The sequence below is a fragment of the Runella defluvii genome (assembly GCF_014195535.1).
Lineage (GTDB): Bacteria > Bacteroidota > Bacteroidia > Cytophagales > Spirosomataceae > Runella > Runella defluvii.
The window spans coordinates 64,768-90,257 of record NZ_JACIBY010000023.1; the positions used below are offsets into that span (position 1 = coordinate 64,768).

Here is a 25,490-nt window from a genome sequence, read left to right on the forward strand (position 1 = left end):
TAATTAAATCTACGCACAAGTGTTGGTGCAAACTTACCGTGCGACTCAATTTAAAGTTGCTTAATGTCTCGTGTTTGAAAAAGGCCAATTATTTTTGGATTTATTGCTTTTGTCAAATGTGTTTATAAAAGGTTTTATTACTTATGATAAGCTTTAATTATCATAAGTAATGTGTATTTTTGTAAAAATCTAAAATTATGTCGCAAGAGGAACTAGAAAAGCTCATTTATGTCAAACATCCAAATAAGCAAATCCGACAGAATCAGATTGAGGCTTTGGAGAAAAGCCCAGTGGATCAATTTGATTTTTTGGTTTTGTTGTTCAACTTTGGAAATGCGTCGTATCGCTATATGAGCCTTGCAAAGGGGGAGGAGACAATGGAGGATTTTGAGGATTGGCTTGAGGGGCTGCCCGACAATGCTAGACAGGTTTTTGAGAAGCAAGGATTTGAAGCGGCCAAAACTGCTTGGCCATTTCGGCGCCATGTGATGGAACGCCGTGACCTGGGCATGGATGAGTACATTCAAAAATTGTTGCGTCCGGATGATTGGGAAAAATGGAATGATTCTAAAAAAAGTAGTGAAGATGGACAGTGAATCAGCTAAAATAGAGGTACATACAGCGCAACCAATTAGCAAAATACTTTCCCAAAAAGTAGTCGACTACGCCCGTAAAGGGCTTGACGGAGCCGCTAATACAAAACGAGCCTATCAAACTGATCTTAAGTATTACCGAAGTTGGTGTGCTGAAACTAACCAAGTTGAAATGCCCGCCACAGCCGCTACATTGGCAGCATACGTCTCGCATCTGGCCGATACGCATAAATGGGCGAGTATCAACCGAAAATTATCCGCTATTCGTAAACTCCACGAATTAAATAACCTTGATTTACCGACTAAAGACAGGGCTTTTCGTGCTGTTATGGAGGGTATCAAGCGAACGAATGGGGTGCGTCAGAAGCAAGCACCTGCGTTTAAGATGAAAGAACTCAAAAATATTCTACGCGGAATAGATACTACAACCAATGCAGGGCTACGTGATAAGTGCTTGATTCTGTTGGGATTTGCAGGAGCCTATCGACGCTCAGAGTTGGTAAGCCTGAATATCGAGGATGTACATTTTAGCGATGATGGCGCGATTATCTCTTTATCTAAAAGTAAAACCAATCAGTATGGGGAAGCAGAAGAAAAAGCTTTTTTCTTTAGTCCAGAAGCAGACTTTTGTCCCATCCGAACGTTAAAAAATTGGATAAGCCGTTTAGATAACGCCACTGGCCCCTTGTTTGTGCGGGTGCGTAAAGGTGATAAAATTACAGACGAACGCTTAAATGATATGACTGTTTATGAGACAGTTAAGAAATATTTTGGGGAACGCTATTCTGCTCACTCGTTGAGAGCTTCTTTCATAACCATAGCCAAAATCAACGGGGCTGATGATTCGGAAATAATGCGACAATCCAAACACAAAACGAGTTTGATGATTCAACGATACACCCGAATCGAAGACATTAAGGAGCATAATGCTGCCACTAAATTAGGACTTTGAAAGCGCCTAAGAATTGAATATTCTGACCAGAATATCAGATTGCCTTTTTTTATTTAAATCTCAGCGGCCTTGACATTCGTCTCTTAATACTTTTAAATTCATTCTTCAAGTGGATAACATAGCCTTTGTATTTATTCAATTATTGGCCATAATTGAATAAATATCTTATTTTTGGCTAACAATTATTTGTATAATTGGCCAAAAGTGTATTTTTTGTGTAAATTTGGCTAATAATAAAAGAATGAACAAATGAAATTAATTGGTAGAATCAGAGAAATTCAAAAATTAGATAAGCTTATAGCTTCGAGCCAATCTGAGTTCTTGGCAGTTTATGGTAGGAGGAGAGTTGGGAAAACATTTTTGATTAGAAGCTACTTCAAAAATGAATTTGACTTTTATGCTACGGGACTTGCTAAAGGTAATACCAAACAGCAATTGACCAATTTCACCATTTTTCTCAATAATTATTTTTCAAATAATTATGCAGTTCCCTCTAACTGGTTGGAAGCATTTAACCTTTTAATCAAAGAGTTAGAAAAAAATAAGTCAGCAAAAAAAAGAGTGATATTCATTGATGAAATGCCTTGGATGGATACCAAAAAGTCGGATTTCATGATGGGGCTGGAATTTTTTTGGAATGCCTGGGCAAGTGCTCAAAACGACGTGTTGTTGATTGTCTGTGGTTCTGCGGCTTCGTGGATGCTCAATAATCTAATAAAAAATACGGGTGGATTGTACAATCGAGTAACGGAAAGAATCAAACTTGAACCCTTCGATTTACAAGAAACCAAGGCTTATTTTTCTCAAAAAAACATTGTTTTAGACCATTACCAAATCATTCAATTGTACATGGTCATGGGTGGAATTCCGTATTATTTGGATCAAGTTGAAGCAGGAAACAGTGCTATGCAGAACATTGAGGACTTATGCTTTAAAAATGATGGTAAGTTAAGAACGGAGTTTAGTTACATATTTTCTTCTTTGTTCAGAAACGCTAAAAAGCACGAGTTGGTACTAAAAACAATTTTTGAAAAGGGGGGCGCTTTGACCAGGGATGAGTTGTTGAAATACACGAAAATGACCACAGGTGGAGCTATCACCAAGACACTCAATGAATTAGAAGAATGTGAGTTTATTGCTAAATTGGGGAAATTTGGTAATAAAACGGCCAATTCGCTCTACTGTATATCCGATTTTTATACGTTGTTTTATTTTCGCTTTATCAGTTCAGCAGGTAAGTATGAACCCAATATCTGGTTGAATAAGATAGATAATCCATCCTTTAGGGCATGGTCAGGTTTGGCGTTTGAGCAAGTATGCTTTACCCATATTTCTCAGTTAAAACGGGCCTTAAACATAGGTGGAGTGTTGAGCAATACGTATTCTTGGCACACCAAAGGCTACGCTGAAAAGAAAGGTAGTCAAATAGATTTAGTCATTGATAGAAGAGACCAAGTGATTAATTTGTTTGAGATAAAATTTTCAATCAATGAATTTGTAATTACCAAAGAGTATGATGCCAAACTACGACAAAAAATCGAGTCATTCAGGGAAGAAACGGCCACAAAAAAATCTATTTTCCTGACCATGCTCACTACCTTTGGCGTTAAACCCAACGAATACTCGACTTCAATTATTCAAAACGAATTGACAATGGAAGCCTTATTTCAATAAATGTGCTTGTTGGATGTTAGTATCGTTCAGGAAACCTTTCGTCGAAATAGTTAAACACCTTTTTTAGTACAACCCTTGAGAATAACCGCCCAACGCCCAATACATCGCTTTTACGGGTACGCCTTTGCTCCGCAGTGAGCTTACGAAAGATTGGTTTGGATCATACGTATCGGAATACAATTTTGCGCAAAGCATTGAAGATGGTGCCACAGTTGCCCATTTATTACAAAAAGAGTGTGCCGCGTGTGGAGCAAATCAACCCCGAATTGGTAGTGGAGGCCGCCGCGACGACCGTCTGGAAGAAATCGCCAAGCACATCGTTCAGCATTTTCCCTACCGATTGGACGTGGACGATGACGAAGGAAACAGCAAGCCCATAAAGGGCCTTGGTTGCCTATGCCGAAGGGACCAAAGGAAAACTCCCAAAAACGGAGGATGATGACGAATACCCCGCTAAAGAGTTTGAGGAACTTTTGCAACTGTTGGAACAATCCTTATTGGAAAAGCTATTTGATGCCAAAAACAAAATCCTGATTCAGGAATGGCACAAAGAAAAAGCCACGCAAGAAAAGGTCAGATGGGAAATCCAACAAATTTTAGGGCATCATCTTCCTGAACCTGGCTACAATCGTTTGGTATTTTCTCAAAAAGTAGATGTCACTTTTCAACATTTTTATGGTTTGGCTCAAATGGGCTTGGGGTTTGTCGCATAATCCCAAGCTTGCTATTTATTTTTTGTAAGGGGCTGTATTTGTTTTCTTAATTCTTCATTTTCAGTCACATACCTTTGAAGTTGTCCTTTGAGATAGGCGTTTTCAGAAAGCAGTGCCGAAATCATTTTTTCAGTTTCATCATAAGGCACAGCTTCTTCAGATTGTTTGGCTTGATTGGCATACCCCCTACATGTTCCACAACAATACTTAGCAGTAGAACGGCTGGCAAAGAAAATAGTCCCACACCAAAGGCAGGTTTTTTCAAAGACTTTGGCGTTGTATTTAAAATCAGAGCGGTCTAGCTTTGGCATAAGAATATTGTCATTTCTAACACTGAATTACTTGTTTTTATAACGTAATAATAACGAAATAAATTCAATATTTTATAATTTTTAAAATTATAAAACGTAGATTATGCTTTTGGTACTTTAAGCACATCCATTCTTTCTAAAAACCAATCTTATCCAGAAGATCAAAAAGCTCCTGCCTGCTTTGAATGTTGAGTTTTTGATTGATGTTTTTGCGGTGCGTTTCTACTGTAAAATAACTCAAATTCAATATTTCAGCAATTTTTTCAGTTGAGTTCCCCGCTTTGATGGCTTTCAGTATTTCAACTTCTCGTTTACTCAATCGGTATTTGAGGATAAAATTGTCGTTGACCGCCTCTGGTTTCTCCACTTTCGTTGAGCGAAAAATCAACTCCCCATCCATGATTGCACGGAGGGTTTCATAGAGTTGTTCGGGGTGAATCGTTTTGGGAAGAAACCCATTGATTCCCTCTTCTTTAAACATAAGTAGCTCTCTCGAATCGGCGTACATACTCACCACTACCACCTTGCATGTATTCAAGTATGTTTTTAATTGTTTTATTACTTGCAACCCATCCAAATGAGGCATGTTAAAATCAACTAAAACCAACGCTGGCTTGAGAAGTTGAAATTGGTGAAGTGCTTGACGGCTATCATACACTTGCCCAACTACCTTAAAATCACTACTTTGTTTTAAAATAAGCGCCAAACCATCGTTAAACAATGGATGGTCATCAATAATAAGTACAGTGGTTGTTGTCATAACGAGATGTCAATAATTGCGGTTGTTCCTTGAGGGGTTGAGTCTAGGGTTAATTGTCCATTAATAAGAGCTAACCTTTTATAAATATTACTTAAACCAATGCCACCACTTACCTGCTGCGTATCGAAGCCAAGGCCATCGTCCTCTACAACTATCCGAAAAATACCTTCGGTAGTAAAAAATTGCACCAATACCTCGTACGCTTGAGCGTGTTTGACTACGTTGGTTAATAACTCCTGAATGATGGCATAGATATTTTGCTGTATAGTATGGGGCAAGCTGTCAAATTTTTTTTCACTAAAATCATCAAACGTAAACTGGGTAAGAGTTGTATCGCTCAGTCGTTCGGTCAAAGAGGCTACCTTCTCACTAAGTACGCGCGAATCGTCTTTGACTAAATTGTGACTAATTAACTGCAGATCGTTGATAGCATCCAAAATCAAGTCTTTGACCACATGACGCTTAAACTCTTTCATATTCAGATAGTTCAAAACAGAGGCCAGAGTATTGCCTACTTCGTTGTTCAGAGTACGCCCGATGGACTCAATTTCCGCTCGTCGAATGTGGTCCATGGAGTCCTTCATATAACTGAGATTTTCTTCGTACTTTCTGCGAGAAATCAACTGTTTCCTCAACAAATAGGTGGTGACAATAGACAGGCCAACGGGCGTCGCAATAAAAGTCAGCGGATTTATGTAAGTTAAAATAGGAGATGAACCAAAAAAAATACTACTAGATTGTTGTAACAACCACGGAATAAAAATAACCACAAGGGCAATGAACATGTAATAAATTTTCACCTTCAACAATGCTAATAATGAACAATAAAACATCCACAAGAGAACTACTAAACACGAAATCAGCATCAGAAGAGATAAGTCTATGTAAGCATACACCGTATTGAAAAAGCGGATTGGCAAAAGATAACAACCCACACAAAGCAGGTTAAAACCCATCATCGAATACGATATACCGTTGAATACCTTCTCATTTTTGGGTACTGCTTTCATCCATTCCATCCAAAAGGGGTGTATCGCAATACATGATACAAACAGCGCAAACACATTGGCATTGGTTCCTGACAACCCAATCTCCGTAAAGTTGGTGAACGCGTCAGTAAATCCTAAGTAGTTGAGTTTTACATACACCACACTTAAGAGATAAAAACCAAGGTAAGCCATGGTTTTATGCCTAAATATCCAGCCCACAATAAACATCACTAAGGCACAGATAACAAATACGATGATCTCAAATACTTTTGATAAAAAAAGGATAATCTGTTCGCTCAAATAATTTTCGTACGTCGAAATACTAAGGTTTACTTCGTGCGCACCGTAGTGCCGCTGTGTATGTATCAGTAGGTTGATAGTATCTTTGGGTTGTATCGTGAATGGTACTGCATAGGTAAGAAATGGCGTTGGGTAACCCGAAAAGGGCGTACTGCGGCCGATGCGCCCCCACGACCGAACAGTGCCATGCTGAGCGGTAATCACCTCAAAATCGTCGCAGCGGATGCGGTTAAACTCATCTGCCACCAATTGTTGACTCTTTGAACTGACATTAATCAATTGTACATAAAACCAAGCTTGGGGATACTTCCGAAAATTTCCCAGCAAGATGCTCTCTCTTTTCTGATTAAACTTGACTGTATTTTTACAAAACCAAGTCTTGAGGTCTGGGCGGCTTAGATCTTGAACAGAGGGCTTGGTACTTACCCACACTTGTTCATTGAGCGATTGGGTGCTAAAGTTAGCATCAATCAAGACGGAGGCAGGCGGAGGTTTGGGCGGGGCTATGGGCGACGTACAGCTCTGCCCAACGCACAGGCAGCACAACACCGCTACACTCCATCGTATGAGCCTCCTTAACAACTGCCGCATCGTTTTTTTTAATCAGAATAAAAGCTTAATCATTTTGCAAATTACACGAAAAGAAATTTCCAAAAAAATAGCTATCACCATGATTTACAGTACTCAGCGCTAAAGAGTAGCAAAAGTTCCAACGAGCGCCAGCAACCGTATGGACATCTAAAAAAAGGAGGGCATCATGCTATTTTTGGGGTTTCGATGATGAACATTGTACCCGAAGGGGTAGAATCCACGGTGAGCGTCAATTTGGAAATATCGGCTCGTTTTTGGATGTTTTTAAGCCCAATTCCCTTGTTTTCCGTAAAATTTAAAATCCCGATGCCGTCGTCTTCGACGATAACTTGCAGCGTTTGGCCTTCTCGTTCAAACACCTGTACAAATACCTCCGTGGCTTTGGCATGTTTTACAATGTTGGTAAATACCTCTTGCACAATCATATATATGTTTTGCTGCATGATGGAGTCCAACGAGTTGAGCTTGCCTTTGGAATAGTCTTCAAAAACAAACCTCACTTCCATAAAATCGTTGAAACGACTCACCAACGATTCGAGCTTGGTGTGCAATGGGGCGTCGTCGTCTTTGACCAAATTGTGGCTCAAAAAACGGATTTCGTTGATAGACTCCTTAATGAGTTCTTGTGATAGTTCGATTTTGGGACTATTGAGATGAAGGTATCCCATGGCCGACACCAGAATGTTGCCCACGTTGTCGTGCAGGTTACGCCCAATGACCTCAACCTCCGTTTTACGAATCTCTTCCATTGACTCTCTTTCTTGCTGTAAGCTTTCTTCCATTTTTTTGCGAGAAACCAACTGCTCGCGTAGCATATAGATAGTAATGAGGGTAAATCCAATAGTGAATAACGTATAAACGGGTAGATCAATTATTATCAAAGAAGGGGATTTATCAAGGAGGCGAACAATTTGTAGTGGTAAAATTGCAAATAGTGCTATGCTATATCCCAGGCCAATGTAATAAATTTTGGCCCTTACTAGTGCCATTAAAGAACAGATAAGTACCCAAATTATAGCTATTAGTACGAAAAACAACACTATTTTGGATAGAAAAAAGTAAGCATCTACTGAGGGGAAGATATGTTTTGGAAGAAAAAAGCAACAGGAGGCAAACAGATTGGTACCCATCAGCAAATAACTAATTCCTTTGAATAACTTCTCATTTTTGGGTACGGGTTTCATCAATTCCATGTTGAAAGGATGATTCAAACAGCAGGCTACAAAAAGACCGAATGTGGGTGCGTTGTTACCTGATAAGCCAATACTTGTGGCTTTCAAAACAAAATCCACAAATCCCCAGCACGAAACAATAAAAAAAAGTAAACTAATAAGATAATAGCCCAGGTAAGTCATTATTTTGAAGCGAAATATCCGCCCCAAAACAAACATGGTGATAATACAAATGATAAAAATAATAACCTGAGCAATTTTGGATAAAAAGAGATACAAATGCCTATCCACGTAAGTTTGGTAGCTAGCAATACTAAGATTTACTTCATGATTCCCGTAGTTCCGTTGGGTGTGTATCAGCAAGTTGAGGGTATCTTTGGGCTGAATTGTGACAGGCACGGCATAAGTAAGAAATGGAAGCGGATAGCTTGCAAAGCGCGTAGCGCGGTTAATCTTTCCCCAGTATTGAACGATTCCATTGTTGGAAGTAAACACCTCAAAATCATCGCACCGAATCCGACTGAACTCATCTACCACCAACTTCTGACTCGTGTGGCTGGTATTGATGACTTGCATATAAAACCAGGCCTCTGGATACTTCCGAAAATCCCCCACCATAATAGCGTCTTTTTTCTGGCTGACCTTAGTGGTGCGTTGAGTAATCCACATTTTGAGGTCGGGTCGGGTCAAGTCTTTTTTAGAGATTTTGGTACTAACCAATACCCGCTCATTGAGTGATTCCGAGGTAAAGTTGCTATCAATCACTACCGTTAGCGACTTTAACGCTGGGGTTGGAGTTTTCTTGGTAGTGCAGCTTTGGCCAATGCACAAGCAAAGAATGCCTACGCTCACTAGTTTAAGAATTCGTAAAAGCTGCATAAGTGATTAATAAAAGAACCAATACTGTATTTTATTTTTTACCCCCAAACGTGTAAGTCAACTTTGCAATGGCACGCCGACCAATGATGGGCATGTTGACGAAAGTACGATAGCGTTGATTGAACAAATTGGTGCAGGTAAGGTCGAGCGAAAGACCGTTTTTGAGTTTATAGCCTATGCCTGCATCAATTAAATTTTTCACGTCGGTATCGCCTGAGTATTGTCCAAAATTAGCAAAAAACGAGTCGTCATGTTGAAAGGCCACGTTGGCTCGCCAGCCTGTTTGGGGAGCGTACAGTAAGCCCAAGCGGTATTTTGATTTGGGGATGTTGAGGGTATAAATCAAGCCCGAGTTGGGGTCTTCGCCGAGTTCGGTGGCGTTCCACGTGTTTTTGTTGACCATCGAATAGTTACCAAAAACCGACAAATCGTTGTTGATGGCGTAGTTGATGCCAAGATCAATGCCCCAATAGTTGGCTTTGCCAAAAATTCGGTATCCTGCCATGTTGTGGGCCATGTTGTCTTTGGGGGCAAGGTCTGGCTCTACCGTTCCAAAAATACCAAAGAGCGGCGTCAGTTGATTGACCAAAGCCGTACCTCCTTGGGCATAAGCGCCCCCCACAGCCGCCCCGATTTGATTGGCAGTAGCCATCGCTTCTGCGGCAGGCATACCATTGGCTTGGAGTGCGGCAGCGAGTTGGGTCGTGACGGTAGTACGCACAGCACCGCTCAAATCGGCCGATAGGTTTTGGTCAGAAAAACGAATGGTAGGACTGATGGCCGTAAAATTTTGAAAACCAGAGGCATTGATATGATACCAGTCAGCGGTGACGGTGAGTTTTTGGTTGAATGTACCCTTATAACCGATTTCAAACGATTTTTCGGTTCTTATTTGAGCAGTTTTGGTATCCACGGGCGCTAAGGGTTGCCCCGTAAAAAGATTATAGCCCGTAAACTTGCCCGTAGTACCTTGTGGAACGTTGGCAGGGTTGGTCAAAATGGCCTGCACCAACGGGAAAATAGTGGCGGGCAGAGCCGCTTGCAGCGAAATCAGCAGCGATGGGGTCAGGGCTCCGTAGGCCACTGCCAATGGTAAGCCAGGTGTACCGTAAGGCAAATCGGGCAAACCTGGGGCAGTGAAGTCAATCATGGGTTTATCACCAAATTTTTGTGCTTTGTTCTGTCCACTCAACCACACGTCAAAAAGGCCAGGCACGGGGACTGCCACAGGAAAATCTATGAAGGTATTCAACCCGCTAGGTGTGGCCTTGGCGATGTTGTAGGAAGCACGAAACGTATGATTCGGAGCGGCTTTGTACACCAACGCGAGGCGAGGCGAGAGCGCACTTGCATCAATAAAATTAAAACGGTCGAAACGAGTAGCGAGGACGGCATCGAGTTTTTTGGACACTTCAAACTTTCCTTGGGCATAAACCCCCGCTACCACGTAATCGTCGTCTTCCTCATTGCGTCCATATACTTTGCGCCCCGTCTCGGTGGTGGCATTGCGGTAATCGGCCCCCACGGTAAAATCAGCATTCAGGAACTTGGGGGTGACGAAGTTGTATTGCACTTGGCCTTCCAACTGCTGACGGGCAACAATCGTACTCAGTCCTGTTTGATACAAAAAGCTGGGCTTAGAAAGGCTACCTCCGTTGTTGTTTACGTAAAACACTTGCGCAAACAGCCCTTTTTTCTGGAAGCGAGCTTGGGTCCAATATTCGGTGGCTTGCCCGAGCCCTTCTCCTTGCGAATTATAATACACCGACGAATAGCTGTTGGTACCACCCGCCAACACGATTTTAGTATCGCTCTTGGGACGAAACTCTAGTGTTCCGTTAATGGAAGAGTTTTGCCAAAAATTTTGCATCATATTCCCATCGCTATCGGGGTCTAAATCACTCTGTTTGAGCAGTATCGGAGCTGCCGATTGATTGGCCGCCACAATTCCCTGATCGCTAACGATGGGGTCTTGTACTTGCTTTTTAAATTTGGACAATTGACTCGTAAACACCCCCGCTGCATTTCGTGTCCCTTCGGAGCCGTCGAGCGTAAATTCATCTCCTTTTTTGAAATGGGCGTTTACCTTAAATCCAACTTTCTTGTCTTTGGAACGAATGGCGTGGCGAACCGAGCCGCCGAACGTATTGAGCGTACCGCCGATAAGTTCAATTGAAGTACCTGGGGCATCAATGGGGCTTTTGGAGATAAAATGCACCACCCCCGACACTACCCCTGGCCCGTACAAGGCCGAAGCTGGTCCGCGAACTATCTCAATACGCTGTAAATCAATCGAATTAAGCCCTGAACCGTCCGACTGAAAAGTCCCAATGCCTGGCCCCACCAAGCTACGATAGTCCAAAATGGGGAACACTTGGGTGTCGAACAAGGCCGCCGAACCCCGCATCTCAATATTGAGACGGGCCGCCGATTGTTGCTGGACTTGCACCCCAGGTACGTTGGCCAGTTCTCTGACGGGGTCGATGGCCACGGAAGCCGTATTGAGGACTTTTGCACTCAGTACCGACACCGAGGCGGGAGCGTTTTGCACTTTCTCAGCTTTGCGAGAGGCCGAAACCACAACCTCACTCAGAAGCTGGTTGGCCTCTGCCAAACGAATCACCAAACTAGTGCTAGTTTGCTTCACCGTGACGGTTTGGGTTTGATACCCTACGGCACTGACGACCAGCTCCCAAGGTAATGGGCGGTTATTCACTAGCTTAAAATAACCGCTGGTATCGGTCGTTGTGCCAATCGAAGTGCCATTCAGCACCACCGTGGCTCCTACTACAACCGTTGAAGTGTTTGGGTTAACAATTTTTCCTGATACGAAGTTTTGAGAATAAGCAGTAGTTACATGAATAGTTAAATAAATAAAAAATAACACCTTGTAGAAGTTCTTCATATAGCTTTTGGGTTAGGAATGCGAAAATAGCCCAAAAACTACTAATAAAAATACTTATGAATTAAATTTTATGCCTTTTATGCTTCAAAACATAAAATCTCCTCACCAGGCTATTTTATATTCATTTTTTGACGGATATTTTTTTGATGTGTTTCCACCGTATATTCACTCAGGGCCAATGCTGACGCAATTTGTTGGGTCGTGTATTGCTCTTGTTCTAGCTCCAACACCTGTGTTTCTCGCTTGGTTAATTGCTGCTTGTTTTCTGAAGCCACTGTTTTTCCAAACGTATCCGTTATAAACAGCCGCTCTCCCTTCAGCGTTCGCGAGAGCGCATCAACAAGTAAGGGCGAAGCTGTGGTCTTAGCAACGTAGCCATCCACGCCTATTTCCTGGAGCAACGACAATTCTTTACGGTCCGCATACATGCTCACTACTACCACTTTACAACCGTAAGGCAGTGCTTTTATTTGCTTGGTTACCTCCAAGCCGTTCAAGTAGGGCATGTTATAATCTAATATCACCAACGCTGGGCGCAACAAAAAGCACTTGGAGTAGGCTTGGCGACTATCATATACTTGTTCGATGACGTTAAATTGGTGAGATTCATTCAAAATCAAGCACAAGCCGTTGTTAAAAAGGGTGTGGTCATCTACAATTATAGTATTAATCATGGCATATTTGGCGTTTCGATGATAAAATTAGTACCCATTGGGGTAGAATCAACGTTGAGCGTCAACTTGGAAATGTCGGCCCGTTTTTGAATGTTTTTAAGCCCAATTCCTTTATTTTCGGTAAAATTCAAGATACCGATTCCGTCGTCTTCAATAATGATTTGCAGCGTGTTACCTTCTCGTTCAAATACCTGTACAAATACCTCGGTGGCTTTCGCGTGTTTGATGATATTGGTAAACACTTCTTGCACAATCATGTAGATGTTTTGCTGCATGATAGAATCCAACCCGTTGAGTTTGCCATTGGAATAATCTTGAAAGACAAACGTAGTTTCTGAGAAATCATTGAAGCGACTCACCAGCGATGCGAGCTTGGCGTGCAGCGGGGCGTCTTGGTCTTTGACCAAATTGTGGCTCAAAAAGCGGATTTCGTTGATGGCTTCGTTGATGAGCGTTTGCGATAGCTCGATTTTGGGTTGTTGGAGGTGCAAATAACCCGTTGCCGATACCAGAATGTTACCCACGTTGTCGTGCAAGTTGCGCCCGATAGTCTCAATCTCTGTTTTCCGAATTTCTTCCAACGATTCTTGTACTTGCTTGAGGCTTGCTTCGTGTTTTCTCCGAGAAATCAACTGCTCTCGCAACAGATAGATACTGATGATGGTAAGCCCGAGCGCATACACGATAAAAGTTGGTTGATTTACTTGGAGCAATACATTATTCTTGTCATTGAAAATATTGAGTTGTTGCAATAAAAGTGGTAAAAAAGCCACTCCCAAGCCAATAATCAAATAGTAAATTTTGGCCTTAAATAACGCCCAGAGCGCACAGAAAAGCAGCCAACTAAGATGAAGGATAAGAGAAATCAACAACAAAAGAGGGAAGTCTATGTACGTATAGATGGTATTAAACACAGAGGCAGGAAGTAAATAACAACAGGCTGCCACCAGATTGACTCCCATTATTGAATACGTAATTACTTTGAATACCGTCTCATTTTTGGGGATACCTTTCATCAATTCTTGGTTGAAAGGATGATAGAAAAAAATACCTAAGAAAACTCCAAAAGTGCCCGAATTGCCCCCCGATAGGGCTATAAAATCCATACAACTGTACAGAGCATCCGTAAAACCCCAAGAGGAAAGGTTTGAAACAAGTATGCTGAGAAGATAAAAACCAAGGTACGTCATGGTTTTGTAACGGTACATTTTCCCTAAAACGAACATAATAAGGGCACAAATAACAAAAAAAATGACCTGGTACACTTTCGACAAAAAATGAAAAATATGCTCGCTTAGGTAAGTCTGATAGGTCGCAATGTTTAGGTTTACTTCATGTCCACCATAGTGGCGTTGGCTGTGTATCAACAGATGAAGGGTGTCTTTGGGCTGAATGGTGAAAGGCACGGCGTACGAATAAAAGGGAAGCGGATGCCCCGAAAAAGGCGTAGCACGGCTAATATGCCCCCAACTTTTGACAATACCGTTTTGGAAGGTCAGCACCTCAAAATCATCACAGCGGATTCGGTTAAACTCATCTACCACCAACTGCTGACTTGTATTGGTGGTATTAATCACTTGCGTATAAAACCAAGCCTGCGGATACTTACGAAAATTTCCCAACAGGATAGCGTCTTTTTTCTGACTGACCTGCACACGATGATTCTCAAACCACGCTCGGAACTCGGGACGAGCTAGGTCTTGGGTCTTGAATTGGGTGCTCACCCACACGTGAAGGTTGAGCGATTGGGAACTAAAATTGCTATCAATCCTCACCGTCGCCGTCGGAAGCGAAGGAGGTGCCTTTTTGGGGGTGCAACTTGGGATAGCACACATCCCTAAAATGACAACGCACCAAGGTGTCAGTAGTCGTAGCAATTGCTGCATAAATTCTTAATCGAAGAGTCAACATGGTAAACCGCACAAAATTGAGTAAAAACGCATTATAAAAAATACCTGCTAGCAGGTATTTTTTATATGAAATATTTGTTTATGTAATTGCTTTAAATGAATGATTTTTTCTACCCATTTGAGGTTCTACCCCTGATTTATCTCTTCCCACAGCAACTTCTCTACCTTCTTTAATTTTTTCGATAAGTTCAATCCGATACAAATGCAGGTTTTATTTTGGTGGAAATGAGGCTGTAAATGCGGAACGCTGCCCGAGCCTTTGTCTTTCTGGATGTTAAATGCATGAGTGCATGATAATAATACTCATTGCTCAAAGTCGTGAAGGTGCAATAGCGGCCATTTTGTTCCGTTTTTTATTCAAAAAGTCCTGTTATCTTGGCGTGAGGTAAGTGGACTTTTTGAATCTATGGGTAGGTAGAGGACGATTATTCTACAAAAAAATCCTCCGTATTTACTTCAGTATGAATCTCCTCTAAATAATAACCGTTTTCGATGGCAGGATACGTGGTGAGCAAAGTGCTTACCACTGCTTTTTTTGTTTTTGTGGCATATTCAAATATGGCTCTTCTCTTCCTTAATCTAGCGGTGTAGTCTTTGCTCAATAAAAATTCTTTTGACGAAAACTTTGCCTCGCACAGATGAATAATGCCATCTTTTCTATCAATGACCAAATCTACTTGCGAACCTTCTGAATCTAAATCTCCGTGGTATCTCCACGAAGATACCTGCGTATAAACTCCTGAGATACCTAGCTTTCTATGAATTTGCGCTTGGTGCAACAGGCAGATATTTTCAAAAGCGTAACCTGCCCACCTGGCATAATTGGTGTAGGTGGCCAGACTTTCCCACGTATGGTCTCGATCGGTTACATTGCCTTTGATAAACTAAGGTAATTCGTCAATGAAAACCACCATTTTTTGGTGTTTATCTTTGATGGCATACAGCATACAAGTAATCAGTTAAGTTGGCAAAGGCTTCCGACCAATTTTTCGGTTTTCTTTTCACTGCCGTTGCTCCAGCATACCGTTATGGTAGAGTTGAACGTGGATTTCTGCTTGGTTGACCCCAGAAAACTCCATCACAAAATTTGGCTGAAAATACTGCCGTACTGCAAACGCCTTTACTGCCCTACTTTGCCCATAGACCACAAGAAATTTTGCCTGATGGGATTGTAGCAATTTGCCAAAAATCGCCTTTTCCTTTTCTCTTCCGATAATTTGGTTTTGCGCACTATTCATAGTTTTATAACTGGAAAAATCAGTATTTTTTTATAGTATTTTTCCAAAAATAGACCTATTTCTGGAAAAATAAATTTTAAATTTGACGATTTTTCCAGAAATAAAACAACTTTGCTCTAATGTAGTTTTGTGCCCAAAGCCAACACCCACCAAGAAGAGTTTAACGTCAGCGAATTGACCAACGGAATCTATTTCTTGAAGGTTAATGCAGCAGAAAAACAAGCTACTTTGAAGGTGGTGAAGGTGCAATAATACTTACAAGAGTGTAAGTGATGTTTAAGCTCAACTTCTCGTCGGGATGTACTGCCAAAAGCAGTGCATCTCCGATGGGAGGAAATAAAAGATAGTGTACTCAAAAACAGCCGCATCGGGGGGCTTTGTTGTGTCATTGTATCTCCTCCCAGACGAGTTTTTCTACTTTTTTGAGTTCTTTAGAAAAATTTAGACCGATACCGATGCACGTTTTACCACTGTGCAAATAAGGTGTAAGATAGCCTTTGTCTTTAATCTGTTGCAGGGCTTGCTCAGCGTCACCGTCCAACTTAAACTCAAAAGCATAGACGGACTTCTCCAAAATCACAATCGCATCCGCTCTACCATCGGCAGTTTGTACTTGGCTCTGCACGTATATATCTAAGAGTCTAAAGGTTAGATGAATAAGTGCATGGTAATAGTGCTCATTCTCCCGCTGCCAAATCTCATACGGAATACTCTTGAAAATCGTATTGAAAATACTCTGTACCTTGGCAAAGTCTTGGATTCGGAGGGCGTTTCGCATTTGGGTAGCCAGCACTTGTACCGAAGTGTTGGGGTTTTCGGTGTAAGCATTTGCCAAAAAAGTGAGGTACGATTTTCTAACTTCTTCATTGGGATAACCTAACTCGTAAGTACCGAACTCATTATCGTACTGCTTGATGGTCAAATAACCCGTTTGAAACATTAGCGGCACGAGTGAGAGCCGTTCTATATCGTAAGCATCTAACTGAAGAGCGTCTATTTCTACTTGTTCAAAATCATACAACTGCTCTCGTTTTGCCAAATTCATCAAAAACGTAGGTGTACCCGACACAAACCAATAGTTTTGAAAATCGCCATTTTTGGCAAAGAAATTGACCAACGAAAACGGATTATAGACTCGTTCTGGGCCTTTCCAAGAGTAGCCGTTGTACCAATGCTTTATCTTTTCGGCATCATACAGTTTTAGCTCTTCCTCAAAATTATCTTCCAGTTCCCTCTGCGTAATACCACATATTCCCGAATAACTACTGTCAAGCGTAATGTCGTTTAAGTTATTCAAATCCGAAAAGATAGACACCTTAGAAAACTTCGACACGCCTGTAATAAACACCAACTTCAAATGCGGGTCAGCGTCCTTGAGGATAGAGTAAAACGACTTCAAGATGCCTCGGTTCTCAATCGCTTTTCGCAGCGCCGAACCATGGATATCGTTGTCTATATAATCAATAATAGGCTTGTCGTATTCGTCTATCAGCACCACTACTTTGCCGTATTTCTCGTCGAGTTTTTGGATTAACTCCTTGAATTTGTCGGCATTAAATTCCGATGTTAGTAGAATGTTATAAGTTTGAGCCGTTTCAATTAAGGTCTTTTCGATGGCTTTGTAAAGCCCAGCCTCCGTATGCCCAATGTTACTAAACGAAATCTTGATAATAGGGTGGGTTTTTGACCAATCCCACTTATCCTCAATATACAACCCCTCAAAGATTTCTTTACGGCCTTTGAACAAATAATAGAGTGTACTCAAAAACAGCGACTTGCCAAACCTGCGCGGGCGAGACAGAAAATAGTACTTACCCTGCGTGATGAGCCGATGGGCAAAGGGAGTTTTGTCCACATAAACGTAGCCGCCCGTGACGACTTCCCCTAAATCTTGTATGCCTACGGGGTATTTACGCATCTTGTTTTATTTTGTTTGTGCCTATCACAAAGTTACACCTTTTTTAGAAAACTTACCCCGTACCCTTACCCTCTGCCTTTACCCCTCTGCCCCCTGCCTACTACCCTGAACCCAAAAAAAATTTTTCAAAACACCCGTTTATATAATAAAATATTTGACAAAAAAAATACCTGCTAGCAGGTATTTTTCATCCAATTTATTGCTACATGTTTGTGGCGAGCTTTTGCACTCATTTTACATTCTAAAAATATGACTATTTTTACCTATCCAAAACACCCCTCCTCGCTCGGGACTAAGCTCGCCGCTTTTTGCCCCAGCCACTGGCGCCTACACGTAGCCAGTATTTTCTTTTTGGCTTTTTGCCTTTGGGGCGGCTTTCACAGCCCCTTGCTGGCCCAAACCACCCTCGTCAAAAACATAAACCCAAGCGGTAGCTCTTCTCCTGCTGGTTTCACGGTGCTGGGGACAAATTTTTACTTTCGGGCTAATGATGGCACCAATGGAATAGAGCTGTGGAAGACCGATGGCACTGCTGATGGCACTGTGATGGTCAAAGATATAAACCCGAGCGGTAACTCTTCTCCTGCTGGTTTCACCGTGCTGGGGACAAATTTGTACTTCCAGGCTAATGATGGTACCAATGGAATAGAGCTATGGAAGACCGATGGCACTGCCGATGGCACGGTGATGGTCAAAAATATAAGCCCGGGTAGCGGTAACTCTTCTCCTGCTGGTTTTAGGGTGCTGGGGACAAATTTGTACTTTTCGGCTAATGATGCTACCAATGGAATAGAGCTATGGAAGACCGATGGCACTGCCGATGGCACGGTGTTGGTCAAAGATATAAACACGGGTAGCAATCCCTCGTCTCCTGCTGGTTTTAGGGTGATGGGGACAAATTTATACTTCCAGGCTACTGATGCTACCAATGGCTCAGAGCTATGGAAGACCGATGGCACTGCCGATGGCACGGTGTTGGTCAAAGATATAAACACGGGTAGCGGTGGCTCTAATCCTGCTGGTATCACGGTGATGGGGACAAATTTCTACTTTCGGGGTATTGATGGTACCAATGGAGCAGAGCTATGGAAGACCGATGGCACTGCCGATGGCACGGTGTTGGTCAAAGATATAAACACGGGTAGCGGTAGCTCTAATCCTGTTGGTTTCACGCTGCTGGGGACAAATTTGTACTTTCAGGCTCCTGATGGTACGAATGGAATAGAGCTATGGAAGACTGATGGCACTGCCGATGGCACGGTGATGGTCAAAGATATAAACCCGAGCGGTAACTCTTCTCCTACTGGTTTCACGCTGCTGGGGACAAATTTGTACTTTCAGGCTGATGATGGTACGAATGGAATAGAGCTATGGCAGTATAGCCCTGCTCCCCCTACCATCACCACCACAGCCTCACTCACAGCTTTTACTACCTGTGAAGGTACCGCTTCAGCCCAGCAGAGCTTCACAGTAAGCGGCAGCAACCTCACGGGTGATATTACCGTAACCGCCCCTACGGGTTTTCAAGTAAGCACCACGAGCGGTAGCAGTTTTGATCCATCGGTAACGCTTACGCAAAGTGGCGGTAGTGTTGGCAACACAATCATCTATGTACGCATGGCTGCCAGTTCAAGTAGCCCGTCTAATGGCAACGTAACTTGTGCCAGCATGAATGCTACTACGCAGAACGTAGCGGTGAGTGGTACGGTGAATGCTTTACCTACTATCACCCTCGGTACTATCAACCCTGTGAGTTCTACGGCCACGAGTTTTGGGATTCCGTACTCGGCTACTACGGGATTTCTATGATTCAAACAAGAGAATACGTATAATTTTCGTCATATTTTTTACCCTGCTTGGCTAAAGAAAAAATAAGTCTAACCAGCTTGTTCTTCATGGCATTGAAGACTGTAAACTTATTTTTTCCTTCCTTGAGTTTACGTTCATAATACGCCTTAAAATGAGTGTTGTACCTCATGGCAGACATAACACAATTGGATAAAGTGGCTTTGATTCCTTTGTGAGCTTTTTTACTAACCTTGGGTCTTGATTGCAGGCTTGTTCCTGAGCTATTTTCAAATGGGACAACACCTGCATGACAAGCCAGTTGCTTGGCATTATCAAACTTTTTAAACTCGTCCGTAATGACAATACATTTAGCAGCAGTAACAGTACCTACTCCAGGAATAGAAGTAATGTTTTCAAAGAGTGATTTGAGCTGCGGATCAGAATCAATGAGTTCTTTTATTTGCTTTTCGAGGGTTAGCAAATCGGTTTCGACTCCTTTGAGTGTATGAGCAGAGTATTTTTTTGTGTCTTTTGTGAGGGTTTTATTAGCTTCACAAGACTTCTGCTCATTCAAGGCGGTTAGACAAATTTGCCGCACTTTTACTAATCTGTCACGAATGTCAAGTAGATTATCCAATTGGTCAATAATAGCTCTGGGAGGCACATAAAGCTTGATTTCATCGCGATTTTTGTAAGCGTAGCGAGCAATTCGTTGGGCATCAATTACATCGTTTTTGCCTCTGACATCGCCCATAGAGTACTTGATTTGGCTCCCTGATTCCAACCAAATTAAGGCTTTGCGACTCAGCAGATATTTCAATAAACGAGTGTGATAAATCCCAGTGTGTTCCATACAGAAAACTGCACTTTCGAGTTTGACATTTAACTGCCGTTGTAGGCTTATTACAGTTTTGGTTATACTTTTTATATCATTACCCGAAACCCGTTCCAAGATAATCTTATTGGCGCTGCAAACAGCCCAATTCAAGCTTTCTTTCGAGATATCAATACCGATAAAATACTGTGTTTCCATGATGAATGCTTTTAAGAGTTTGTGTATTTTTACATTCCTTTGTTGAGATTTTATCCGCCATCACTACCTTGGCTAATGGGTTTTACCCAGACTTCTATTTGATGTTTGGATAAAAACAGGATATAGGATTCAATCCCGTGGTGGGTTCTACCCATGCGGCCCTTTAAAGTGCCTATATCCTGCTCAACAACTGAAAAGTAAACTTACCAGTTTCTTGGTTTTGTTCAATCACACAAATCTAAAGGTAGCCCTGATCAGTATAGCCTCACAGCGGGCACACCAACGGCCATGCCGAGTTTTGAGGCGGTGAGCAATGCTACTTTACCAACCGCCCCCCGTATCGCCGTAGTAACGATTCCCGCCAGTGCGGCCAATACCTATCATTTTAACCTCACCGTGCGCAACAGCAGCACGGGTTGCGTGAGTACCGCCGTGCCAGTGGCCTTGACGGTACAAGCGGCGGGAGCCAACGGCCCCAGTTGCAGCACCTTTACCAACAAAACCACCACCGACGGGCTGGATATAACTGTTAATGGCGTGTATGCGGTGGGCAGCACCGTGTATGCGGCTACGAGTACCGGTTTGAGCATCTCGACCGACGGCGGGGCTACTTTTACCAAAAAAACCACCACCAACGGGCTGGGGAATAATACTGTTTATGGCGTGTATGCGGTGGGCACTACCGTGTATGCGGCTACGGCTGGTGGTTTGAGCATCTCGACCGATGGCGGGACTACTTTTACCAACCGAACCACCACCACCAACGGGCTGGGGAATGATAATGTTCTTGGCGTGTATGCGGTGGGCAGCACTGTCTATGCCGCTACGGCTGGTGGTTTGAGCATCTCGACCGACGACGGGGCTACTTTTACCAACAAAACCGACCCCTTGCAGCTGGATACTAATGTTTGGGGCGTGTATGCGCTGGGCACTACCGTGTATTGGGGTACGGTTAGCGGTTTGAACATCTCGACCGACGGCGGGGCTACTTTTACAAAAAAAAGCACCACCAACGGGCTGGGGGGTAATACTGTTCTTGGCGTGTATGCGGTGGGCACTACCGTGTATGCGGCTACGGATGGCGGTTTGAGCATCTCGACCGACGGCGGGGCTACTTTTACCAACCGAACCAGCACCACCAACGGGCTGGGGAGTAATACTGTTCGGGGCGTGTATGCGCTGGGCACTACCGTGTATGCGGCTACTCGTGGCGGTTTGAGCATCTCGACCGACGGCGGGGCTACTTTTACCAACCGAACCACCACCAACGGGCTGGGGAGTAATAGTGTTCGGGGCGTGTATGCGGTGGGCACTACCGTGTATGCGGCTACGGGTTTTGGCGGTGTCGGTGGTTTGAGTAACTGCGCCACCCTCGCCCTCGGTACCCCCACCAACCCTACTACCTGCGTACCCGCCAACGGCAGCATTGCCTTCACAAGTACGGGCTTTGCGGCAGGTACGAAAACGCTCAACTACAAAAAAGGCGGCACGGCTGCTACTCCTGCCACCGTAACAGTTGCCAACGATGGTACCTTTACGCTCTCGGGCTTGGGAGCAGGAGCCTACACGGATTTTGCCATTGGGGCAGTAACGGCTACGGGTACCAACCCTACGCTAACAAATCCTACTTACGCCCTCACCATCGGCACCCCTACCCACCCCACTACTTGCGGTGGCACCGATGGTAAAATCGCGTTTAATTACGGTTCTAACACTATCCCTGATGGTACTTACAGCATGAGCTACTCGCTGGGCGGTAACACATTTACCAAAGATGTTACTTTTGGTAATCCAATACAAAGAATCTCTGCTGAGGCAACTGCTATACAAACGGCCTTCCTCACGGGTTTGGGGGCTGGTAGTTACAGCAATTTTAGCATAACCATCAACGGCTGTACCATCACGCCCTCGGGTACTACTCCCGTGAGCTTATCAGATCCAACTGCTCCTACACTGGCGTTGCGTTCAAAAGCCAATTTGAGTAGTTGCAGTGTAAGCAATGGCAACATCGCCTTAAATGTACCCGTGAGTTTGCTTACCCAAACCGTAACACTCAACTACAAAAAAGATGGCTCCGCCGCCAGTGCCTCGTTAACCGTACAAGGCACTGCAGGCTCGCCTGAAATTCCTTGTACTCCCACCACGATGCCTGGCCCTCCAGGCCAGCCTCCTATACCTGGCCCCTGCACAGGAGGCACACCCGGCATTCCTGCCCAGTCATACATAACGTTATTGAACTTAGGGGCAGGCGTTTACAGTGATTTTAGCATCACTACTTCCACCAATTGTACATCAACCTCGGTCATTGCGAGCCAAACCTTGACAGCCCCCGCTCCTACCTTTAGCGTAGGCACTGTGGTAAAGCCCACCTCTTGCGGCAGCAACACTGGCAGCATTCCTCTTACGGGCTTAACCGCTAATACCAGCTATTCGGTCAGCTATCAAAAAGGTGGCGCTACAGCGGTAGTGGGCGATATCAGCAGCAATGCCTCGGGAGTTTTGAGCATTCCAAACTTAGGAGCAGGCAGCTATACCAACATTACGGTAACATTGGCGGGCTGCACCAGTGCCCCCCGCACCGCCACCGTAAGCGACCCTACTTACGCTCTCGCCATCGGCACACCTACCAACCCCACTACTTGCGGTGGTACCAATGGTAAAATCGCGTTTAATTACGGTTCTAACACTATCCCTGATGGTACTTACAGCATGAGCTACTCGCTGGGCGGTAACACATTTACCAAAGATGTTCCCTTTGGTATTATAGGAGGTAGAATCTCCGCCGAGGCAAGTGAGGGGCTAACGACTTATCTCGAAGGCTTAGGGGCAGGTAGTTACAGCAATTTTAGCATAACCATCAACGGCTGTACCATCACGCCCTCGGGTACTGCGCCAGTGGTTCTCACGGCTCCCGTTTGCTGCCCAAACGGCAATACTCTCTACGTCAATGCCTCGGTATCGGGCGGCACGGGCGACGGTAGCTCATGGACTAATGCTTACGCCAGCCTAAGCAATGCCCTGGCCGTGGCCCACGCCTGCAATGTCGTTAAAACCATCAAAGTAGCCCAAGGTACCTACAAACCTACCAAAAAGCCCTTTAACGCTGGCGTAGAAATGAGCACTACCGACGGTAGAGATGTTACTTTCCACATTCCTGATGGTGTGACCATAGAAGGTGGGTATAATGCAACAGGCAGCAGAGATATTGCTGCCAACGCTACTATTTTGAGCGGCGATATTGACAACAACGATGTCCTTGACGCAAATGGCAAAATTACTTCTGGTAATGCTACTAACGCCTACCACGTCGTCCTTGCCTCCGCAGCAAGCACAGGCGGCGTAGGTGTAACCATTGACGGTTTCTCTATCACGGGCGGAAATGCGAATGGTAGCAGCGGTATCACAGTAAATGGCACTTCTATTCCCAGAGTCGGCGGCGGCGGGATTTGCACCGCTTTTGGCACGAATACGCTGAGCAATAATACCCTGTATAACAATACAGCGAGCTACGGCGGCGGCGGGATTCTCACCTTTCATGGCACGAATACGCTGAGCAATAATACCCTGTATAACAATACAGCGACAAACTACGGCGGCGGGATTTACACCTTTGAGAGCACGAATACGCTGAGCAATAATACCCTGTATAACAATACAGCTAGCTTGAGCGGCGGCGGGATTTACACCTATTATGGCACGAATACGCTGAGCAATAATACCCTGTATAACAATACAGCGAACAACAACGGCGGCGGGATTTGCACCGCTTTTGGCACGAATACGCTGAGCAATAATATCTTTTGGGCAAATAAAAAAGGTACTGATGCCACAGTAGCAGGGGCAGATTATTATGTAGAAGGCAGCAATGGCAATACCTTCAAAAATAACCTTTTGCAGTTGGCAGCAACCAATTATCCTCAAACAGCAGCAGCTAATAGTTCTGCCATCGGCACAGGCGCGAGTGGCAATATCTTTGCCCAAGACCCAGGTTTTGTAAGCACTACAAACTTTGCTGGTGCAGATGGCAAACACCGCACCGCCGACGATGGTTTGGCATTGCAAATCAGTAGCCCTGGTATCAATGCAGGAACTACTGGCACGGGCATCCCAACCACCGACATCACGGGTGCAGCAAGAGTTGGAAACCCTGACATGGGGGCTTACGAAGCCGTATGTACCACACCTACTTTTAGCGTAGGTACACCTACCAAACCCACCACCTGCGGCGGCACCAACAGTAGCATTCCACTCACTGGCTTAGCCGCCAGCACAAGCTACTCGGTAAGCTACCAGCAAGACGGAAACTCTGCCGTAGTTAGTACCCTTATCAGCAATGCCTCGGGTGAGCTAACCATCGGCTCTTTGGGCGCAGGTAGTTACACCAACATCACCGTTACACTTAGTGGTTGCACCAGTGCTCCAGCCACGGCCAGCCTCGCCAACCCACCCTCGGCTATGGCCAGCATTTCAGGCACAACCAACGTCTGCCAAAATGCCCCAAGTCCCCTTGTTACCTTCACGGCAAGCAATGGTACTGCTCCCTATACTTTCTCCTACCGTATCAATGGTGGAACTGTACAAACCTTGACTACCTCAAGCGGCTCAAGCAGTGCGACACTCTCCCAAAACACCTCCACTCCAGGTGTATTTAGCTACGCATTGGAATCCGTCAATGATGCCCAAAGCTGCGGACAAAACCAAACAGGTTCGGCTACCCTAACCGTACAGGGTAAACCCACCATTAGCCTCAATGCGTTACAACAAACCCTCAATGAAGGCAACAACCCCGTTCTTTGTGATACCGACGCTGACCCTGTCAATAATTTACAGTTTAATGTTTCAACTAATTGTGTTTCGGGTTCGCCCCTGTGGCGCAGCCAAGTCGGAAATGGCGCGTGGAGCGAATGGTCGGCGACAGCACCAACTACCCAAGCTTCCAATAACCTACCACACCGCTACCAAGCCGCTTGCGATGCCAACTGTCCTGTGACTTATTCCTCTCCCATTGAATTGACCATTAACTACCGTGCCGCTGCCCCTCAAAATGTCTCTTTAGTCGTGGACGGAGTCTCTATCGCAGCTGGTCAAAC

19 protein-coding genes are annotated in these 25,490 nt (G+C 44.0%); 8 read left to right on the top strand and 11 right to left on the bottom strand.

What is annotated here, in order from left to right:
* Positions 1-197: 197 nt before the first annotated feature.
* The 5 genes from FHS57_RS29430 to FHS57_RS29450 all read left to right on the top strand — a co-directional run bounded on the left by FHS57_RS29430 (position 198) and on the right by FHS57_RS29450 (position 3,932).
* Entirely contained in the window at positions 198-596 is a 399-nt protein-coding gene (locus FHS57_RS29430; protein WP_183980026.1) for a hypothetical protein, read from the top strand.
* Positions 586-1,545, top strand: a complete 960-nt coding sequence (locus tag FHS57_RS29435; protein ID WP_229601491.1) for a tyrosine-type recombinase/integrase — start codon at positions 586-588, stop codon at positions 1,543-1,545. Before FHS57_RS29430 ends, FHS57_RS29435 begins: the two co-directional genes overlap by 11 nt.
* Positions 1,546-1,794: 249 nt before the next feature.
* On the top strand, positions 1,795-3,219 hold the full coding sequence (locus tag FHS57_RS29440) for an ATP-binding protein (RefSeq protein ID WP_183980027.1): 1,425 nt from the start codon (positions 1,795-1,797) through the stop codon (positions 3,217-3,219).
* A gap of 124 nt (positions 3,220-3,343) precedes the next feature.
* Positions 3,344-3,658, top strand: a complete 315-nt coding sequence (locus FHS57_RS29445) for a hypothetical protein (RefSeq protein WP_221225764.1) — start codon at positions 3,344-3,346, stop codon at positions 3,656-3,658.
* Positions 3,606-3,932: a hypothetical protein gene (locus tag FHS57_RS29450; protein WP_183980028.1), complete on the top strand. Its 327-nt coding sequence runs from the start codon at positions 3,606-3,608 to the stop codon at positions 3,930-3,932. Before FHS57_RS29445 ends, FHS57_RS29450 begins: the two co-directional genes overlap by 53 nt.
* A gap of 11 nt (positions 3,933-3,943) precedes the next feature.
* On the opposite strand, the gene FHS57_RS29455 is transcribed toward FHS57_RS29450, so the two are convergent.
* The 9 genes from FHS57_RS29455 to FHS57_RS29495 all read right to left on the bottom strand — a co-directional run bounded on the left by FHS57_RS29455 (position 3,944) and on the right by FHS57_RS29495 (position 15,661).
* Entirely contained in the window at positions 3,944-4,243 is a 300-nt protein-coding gene (locus tag FHS57_RS29455) for a hypothetical protein (RefSeq protein ID WP_183980029.1), read from the bottom strand.
* 136 nt (positions 4,244-4,379) lie between these two features.
* A complete protein-coding gene (locus tag FHS57_RS29460; RefSeq protein WP_183980030.1) occupies positions 4,380-5,003 on the bottom strand; it encodes a response regulator transcription factor in 624 nt (207 codons plus the stop codon).
* Positions 5,000-6,883: a sensor histidine kinase gene (locus FHS57_RS29465; protein ID WP_183980031.1), complete on the bottom strand. Its 1,884-nt coding sequence runs from the start codon at positions 6,881-6,883 to the stop codon at positions 5,000-5,002. The genes FHS57_RS29460 and FHS57_RS29465 overlap by 4 nt, the downstream gene beginning before the upstream one ends.
* Before the next feature lie 164 nt (positions 6,884-7,047).
* Positions 7,048-8,934, bottom strand: a complete 1,887-nt coding sequence (locus FHS57_RS29470; protein WP_183980032.1) for a sensor histidine kinase — start codon at positions 8,932-8,934, stop codon at positions 7,048-7,050.
* Between the two features lie 31 nt (positions 8,935-8,965).
* Positions 8,966-11,839 (bottom strand): TonB-dependent receptor, encoded by a 2,874-nt coding sequence (locus tag FHS57_RS29475; protein ID WP_183980033.1) that lies wholly within the window; start codon positions 11,837-11,839, stop codon positions 8,966-8,968.
* Between the two features lie 110 nt (positions 11,840-11,949).
* The gene (locus FHS57_RS29480; RefSeq protein WP_183980035.1) at positions 11,950-12,513 is read right to left on the bottom strand and encodes a response regulator; all 564 of its coding nucleotides are present in this window, start codon (positions 12,511-12,513) and stop codon (positions 11,950-11,952) included.
* On the bottom strand, positions 12,510-14,399 hold the full coding sequence (locus tag FHS57_RS29485; RefSeq protein WP_183980037.1) for a sensor histidine kinase: 1,890 nt from the start codon (positions 14,397-14,399) through the stop codon (positions 12,510-12,512). Before FHS57_RS29485 ends, FHS57_RS29480 begins: the two co-directional genes overlap by 4 nt.
* 449 nt (positions 14,400-14,848) lie before the next feature.
* Positions 14,849-15,202, bottom strand: coding sequence for a hypothetical protein (locus tag FHS57_RS29490; protein ID WP_183980039.1), 354 nt, complete (start codon positions 15,200-15,202; stop codon positions 14,849-14,851).
* Positions 15,203-15,424: 222 nt separating this feature from the next.
* Entirely contained in the window at positions 15,425-15,661 is a 237-nt protein-coding gene (locus tag FHS57_RS29495; protein ID WP_183980041.1) for a hypothetical protein, read from the bottom strand.
* A 129-nt stretch (positions 15,662-15,790) separates the two neighbouring features.
* Between FHS57_RS29495 and FHS57_RS31920 the strand changes: the two genes are divergently transcribed.
* Complete coding sequence (locus tag FHS57_RS31920) at positions 15,791-15,913, top strand: T9SS type A sorting domain-containing protein (protein ID WP_183980043.1); 123 nt, start codon at positions 15,791-15,793, stop codon at positions 15,911-15,913.
* 133 nt (positions 15,914-16,046) lie between these two features.
* Here FHS57_RS31920 and FHS57_RS29505 read toward each other — a convergent pair whose 3' ends face one another.
* A complete protein-coding gene (locus FHS57_RS29505) occupies positions 16,047-17,579 on the bottom strand; it encodes a PD-(D/E)XK nuclease domain-containing ATP-binding protein (RefSeq protein ID WP_183980044.1) in 1,533 nt (510 codons plus the stop codon).
* A gap of 249 nt (positions 17,580-17,828) precedes the next feature.
* On the opposite strand from FHS57_RS29505, the gene FHS57_RS29510 reads away from it, so the two are divergent.
* Positions 17,829-19,388: an ELWxxDGT repeat protein gene (locus tag FHS57_RS29510; protein ID WP_183980045.1), complete on the top strand. Its 1,560-nt coding sequence runs from the start codon at positions 17,829-17,831 to the stop codon at positions 19,386-19,388.
* 1 nt (position 19,389) lies between these two features.
* On the opposite strand, the gene FHS57_RS29515 is transcribed toward FHS57_RS29510, so the two are convergent.
* Positions 19,390-20,400, bottom strand: coding sequence for an IS110 family RNA-guided transposase (locus FHS57_RS29515; RefSeq protein WP_183980046.1), 1,011 nt, complete (start codon positions 20,398-20,400; stop codon positions 19,390-19,392).
* 288 nt (positions 20,401-20,688) lie between these two features.
* Between FHS57_RS29515 and FHS57_RS29520 the strand changes: the two genes are divergently transcribed.
* The coding region (locus FHS57_RS29520) for a beta strand repeat-containing protein (protein ID WP_310587026.1) at positions 20,689-25,490 on the top strand (4,802 nt) is incomplete at its 3' end.

Bases quoted from the DNA above. Each gene is read 5' to 3' on its own strand.
- FHS57_RS29430 (WP_183980026.1), top strand. From the start codon at position 198: ATGTCGCAAGAGGAACTAGAAAAGCTCATTTATGTCAAACATCCAAAT.
- FHS57_RS29435 (WP_229601491.1), top strand. From the start codon at position 586: ATGGACAGTGAATCAGCTAAAATAGAGGTACATACAGCGCAACCAATT.
- FHS57_RS29440 (WP_183980027.1), top strand. From the start codon at position 1,795: ATGAAATTAATTGGTAGAATCAGAGAAATTCAAAAATTAGATAAGCTT.
- FHS57_RS29455 (WP_183980029.1), bottom strand. From the start codon at position 4,243: ATGCCAAAGCTAGACCGCTCTGATTTTAAATACAACGCCAAAGTCTTT.
- FHS57_RS29460 (WP_183980030.1), bottom strand. From the start codon at position 5,003: ATGACAACAACCACTGTACTTATTATTGATGACCATCCATTGTTTAAC.
- FHS57_RS29465 (WP_183980031.1), bottom strand. From the start codon at position 6,883: ATGCGGCAGTTGTTAAGGAGGCTCATACGATGGAGTGTAGCGGTGTTG.
- FHS57_RS29470 (WP_183980032.1), bottom strand. From the start codon at position 8,934: ATGCAGCTTTTACGAATTCTTAAACTAGTGAGCGTAGGCATTCTTTGC.
- FHS57_RS29475 (WP_183980033.1), bottom strand. From the start codon at position 11,839: ATGAAGAACTTCTACAAGGTGTTATTTTTTATTTATTTAACTATTCAT.
- FHS57_RS29480 (WP_183980035.1), bottom strand. From the start codon at position 12,513: ATGATTAATACTATAATTGTAGATGACCACACCCTTTTTAACAACGGC.
- FHS57_RS29485 (WP_183980037.1), bottom strand. From the start codon at position 14,399: ATGCAGCAATTGCTACGACTACTGACACCTTGGTGCGTTGTCATTTTA.
- FHS57_RS29495 (WP_183980041.1), bottom strand. From the start codon at position 15,661: ATGAATAGTGCGCAAAACCAAATTATCGGAAGAGAAAAGGAAAAGGCG.
- FHS57_RS29505 (WP_183980044.1), bottom strand. From the start codon at position 17,579: ATGCGTAAATACCCCGTAGGCATACAAGATTTAGGGGAAGTCGTCACG.
- FHS57_RS29510 (WP_183980045.1), top strand. From the start codon at position 17,829: ATGACTATTTTTACCTATCCAAAACACCCCTCCTCGCTCGGGACTAAG.
- FHS57_RS29515 (WP_183980046.1), bottom strand. From the start codon at position 20,400: ATGGAAACACAGTATTTTATCGGTATTGATATCTCGAAAGAAAGCTTG.